The 3,917-nt window shown below is 40.7% G+C and carries 3 protein-coding genes; all 3 read left to right on the plus strand.

What is annotated here, in order from left to right:
- Positions 1-328, plus strand: a 328-nt coding sequence (locus tag RHS_RS28720) for an ATP-binding cassette domain-containing protein (RefSeq protein ID WP_047835137.1), incomplete at its 5' end; no start/stop codon positions are given.
- 79 nt (positions 329-407) lie between these two features.
- Positions 408-2,810 carry an ABC transporter permease gene (locus RHS_RS28725; protein WP_395023641.1) on the plus strand — a complete coding sequence of 801 codons (2,403 nt, stop codon included), beginning with the start codon at positions 408-410 and terminating at the stop codon, positions 2,808-2,810.
- A gap of 117 nt (positions 2,811-2,927) precedes the next feature.
- Positions 2,928-3,917: M18 family aminopeptidase (locus tag RHS_RS28730; RefSeq protein WP_047835138.1), on the plus strand; the 990-nt coding region annotated here is incomplete at its 3' end.

Genomic DNA, 3,917 nt, shown 5'->3' on the forward strand with positions numbered 1-3,917 from the left:
AACGGATGAGGAGTATGTTAAGAAAGTAGTAAAGATGCTGGGGTTAGAAGAAAAGCTTACAAATATGCCGAATATGCTTTCCGGGGGACAGCAGCAGAGGGTGGCAATTGCAAGGGCATTGGCAACAAAACCGGCAATTATTCTTGCGGATGAGCCTACCGGTAATCTGGACAGTAAGACAAGTGCAGATGTACTGGGACTTCTAAAATTAACAAGCAGCCAATTTCATCAGACAGTAGTGATGATTACACATAATGAAGAAATTGCCCAGATGGCAGATGTGACAATTCGTATCGAAGATGGTAAAGTTGCAGAAGGCAGGTGGTAAATTTGAAAGAAAAGTGCTTTCAAACTACTAATTCAGGAATAGCGCAAGCCAGCTTGCTCTATTCAGGGGAGGTATAAACATGAAGCTGGAAAAGAACAACAATGGAAAATACATCTGGAACCTGGCTGTAAGCAGTCTTAAAAACAACCGGATGCGCAATATTTTTATTATTCTTACAATTGTTTTGTCTACCACGTTACTTTCTGGGATGCTGTTTTTCATTGCGGCATATTTTACAGGTCAGGACCGGGCTGTAGAAAAAATGCAGCATGTGATATATAAAGATCTGAGTATGGATCAGATAGAAGCGTTAAACAATAATGAAAATATCGAGTATCTGTCACTTAATAAATTCGGCAAAGTGATCTCGGTAGATGATTATTCTTTTTATCCTGTTTATTTTCCGGAAAAACAAGGTCCGATTAAACAGGCGACCGTGAAAGAAGGAACCTTTCCACAGGCGTTAAATGAGGTGGCAGTATTTCCGGGATTTCTAAAAGCAATAGGAAAAGAAAGCCGGCTGGGAGAGAATTTTGAAATTACTTTCCTGGATGGAACCACGGAAACCTTTGCTGTAACCGGGCTTTTAGAAGGGGAACCTGCAAATAAAATTTATCCCTTTGCTGTTTCAAAGCAGTATGCAGATCAAGGCAGCAGCATGAAAGAAATTAATTATGATGCACTTGTGAAAATAAAAGATGCAAAATTCATGACAAGTGAAGAGTTTAAAAAGCGGGCTGTTGGTATTGCGGCAGAATGTAAAATTGAACGGCAGAACGTCAGTGATAATACTTATTTCGCAGATACCCTGATGGGTGCAAAAAAAATACAGATTATAGGAACTGCCACGGGAATTGCAATCGGGCTTATCTTTGTCAGCATACTTGTAATTTACAGCGTGTTTTATATATCGGTAGTTGGGAGAATCCGCCAGTTCGGACAGCTTCGCACAATCGGTATGACGAAAAAACAGATTCGGAATATGGTTACCAGAGAAGGTTGGATATTAAGTGCATTTGCTATTCCGGCAGGTATCGTCATCGGAGTCATTGGAGCTTATTTTCTGAAGGCAGATGGATTCAGCTGGATGAATACTGGGATTATGGGACTATTGACAATAGCAATTGAACTATTTACCGTTCTGTTCTCCATACGGCGCCCAGCGAAAATAGCAGCAGCCGTTTCTCCGATCGAAGCATCCAGATTCAATGCTTATGAAGGAAGAGTACGAAAGGGGAATACAAAGAAATTAGCAAGAAAGATAACACCTCTTTCCATGGCGAAAATGGGATTCGCCAGAAATCGTAAGAAGTCTACTCTGACGATGATTTCTATGGGAGTAGGGGGAATCCTGTTTATGACAGCATCAATCTATCTGAATTCTTTCAGCCAGGAAGGATACTCAAGGCAAAGTGAGTTTTCTATTGGTGAATATGTAATTTCTTTTTCAAATAATGTGACCCAGACATTGGAGCATGGGTTTAGCGACCTGCAGCTGGATAACCCGATCAATGACAGTCTGATAAGCCGGATTGAACAGATTGACGGTGTTAAGAAGGTATATGCAAATCAAAAAGTTAAGGTACATTATTTAATGAATGGACAGAATTCGGTGGACGGAATTATGACTTTCAACAAATCGGATCTGAAAGAGATGCAGACAGAGATTAAAGAAGGAAGCCTGGATTATGACCGCATGACGGAGAATAATGAGATACTGGTGCAGAATAATGCTTTGCTGAAAGAAATTTTTGGCGCAAATCTAAAGCTTGGAGAAAAACTGGAACTTACTTTCTATAATGGAAGCACGGTAAATGAAACATTTACGGTGGGGGCATTTATGGGTACGGACTTTATGAAGAATATGGACAATTCCATTATCTGGATGACTGAGGATTCCATGCGCAAAATTATGGGAGACATGAACCTGAATTACTTATTAATCGTTTCTACGGATCAGGCAAAAGAAGCAGATATTACTGCTGCACTGGCAGATATTGTGGATGAAGACCAAAGGATCGCTATGGATACTTTGCAGGAAAGAATTGAGGCGGATAAGTTAACGTATGCAAGAATTAGCAGTATGCTGCTGGGAATCTGCTGCTTTATCATTGCATTTAGTCTGATTAATCTGGTAAATACTTTAATTACCAATATCGTTACCAGAAAACAGGAATTTGCAGTGCTGCAGTCCATTGGTATGACAGAACGCCAGTTATCCAGAATGATTCAGTATGAGGGATTTCTGCTGGCAGCTGTTAATTTAGCATTTACATTGGTTTTGGGGACTGGTGCCGGTATTCTGGTAATTAAAGTCATGGATAATATTGGAGTCAACTACATGCACTTTAAGTTCCCGGTATGGTATTTCATAGGTTATGCGGCATTTACCATATTAATACCGGTTATCGTATCCACAGCGGCAATCTATATCTTCCGCAAACAGCCGGTAGTGGAAAGAATTAGGGAAACACAGGAATAAGCAATCCATTGAATACAAATAGAGGTTGTGTTATGATAACAAAAAAAGTATTTCAGCCGCTCCGTGCAGTTTCCACTATGACGGCTGAAATGCAGTTATCAGGAGGTATTAAAGAAGATGTATAGAGAATCAGCCCGGGAGTTATTAGCATTTATTGACCGCAGTCCAAGCTGCTACCATGTGATTTCAAATATAAAGGAAATACTGGCGTCGGACGGATATGAAGAATTACAAGAGGGAAGACCGTGGAAGCTGGAGGCAGGCAGGAATTACTTTGTTTCCAGAAACGGATCTTCTCTTATTGCATTTAAGCTGCCAACAAAGGAATTTAGCGGATATCAGATAATATCCAGTCACAGTGATTCGCCCACCTTCAAGGTGAAAGAGCATCCGGAAATTGTAACGGAAAATAAATATGTGAAATTAAATGTGGAAAAATATGGAGGAATGATCTGTTCACCCTGGTTTGACAGACCCCTCTCAGTTGCAGGAAGAATTATGGTGAAAGAAAAGGAAAAGATCTGTACCCGGCTTGTGGATATCGACCGTGATCTGGTAATGATTCCAAATCTCGCGGTACACATGAACCGGGAAGTAAATGAAGGTTATAAATATAATGTACAGGATGACATGCAACCCGTTCTGGGAGATGAGACTGCAAAAGGCTCTTTTATTCGAATGGTGGCTGAAAATGCCGGGGTTTTGGAAGAATCTGTATTAAGTACGGATTTATTTTTGTATAACAGAGTAAAAGGAAGCTTCTGGGGAGCAAATGAAGAATATATCTCCAGCGGGCGGCTGGACGATCTGCAGTGTGCATTTGCGTCACTTCAGGGATTTCGCAAAGGAAATAGTACGAAAAGTGTGGCGGTGTATTGTGTACTGGACAATGAAGAAGTGGGAAGTGCAACCAAGCAGGGAGCAGCATCCACCTTTCTGGGAGACACCCTGAGAAGAATAAACAAAGGCGCTTTAAGGGATGAGGAAGCATTTTTAATGGCACTGTCCTCCAGTTTCATGATTTCTGCAGACAATGCACATGGTGTTCATCCAAATTATGTAAAGAAATCAGATCCTACGAACCGTCCTTATCTAAATGAAGGAATC

Source organism: Robinsoniella sp. RHS (assembly GCF_001029355.1).
GTDB classification, from domain to species: Bacteria; Bacillota; Clostridia; order Lachnospirales; family Lachnospiraceae; genus Robinsoniella; species Robinsoniella peoriensis.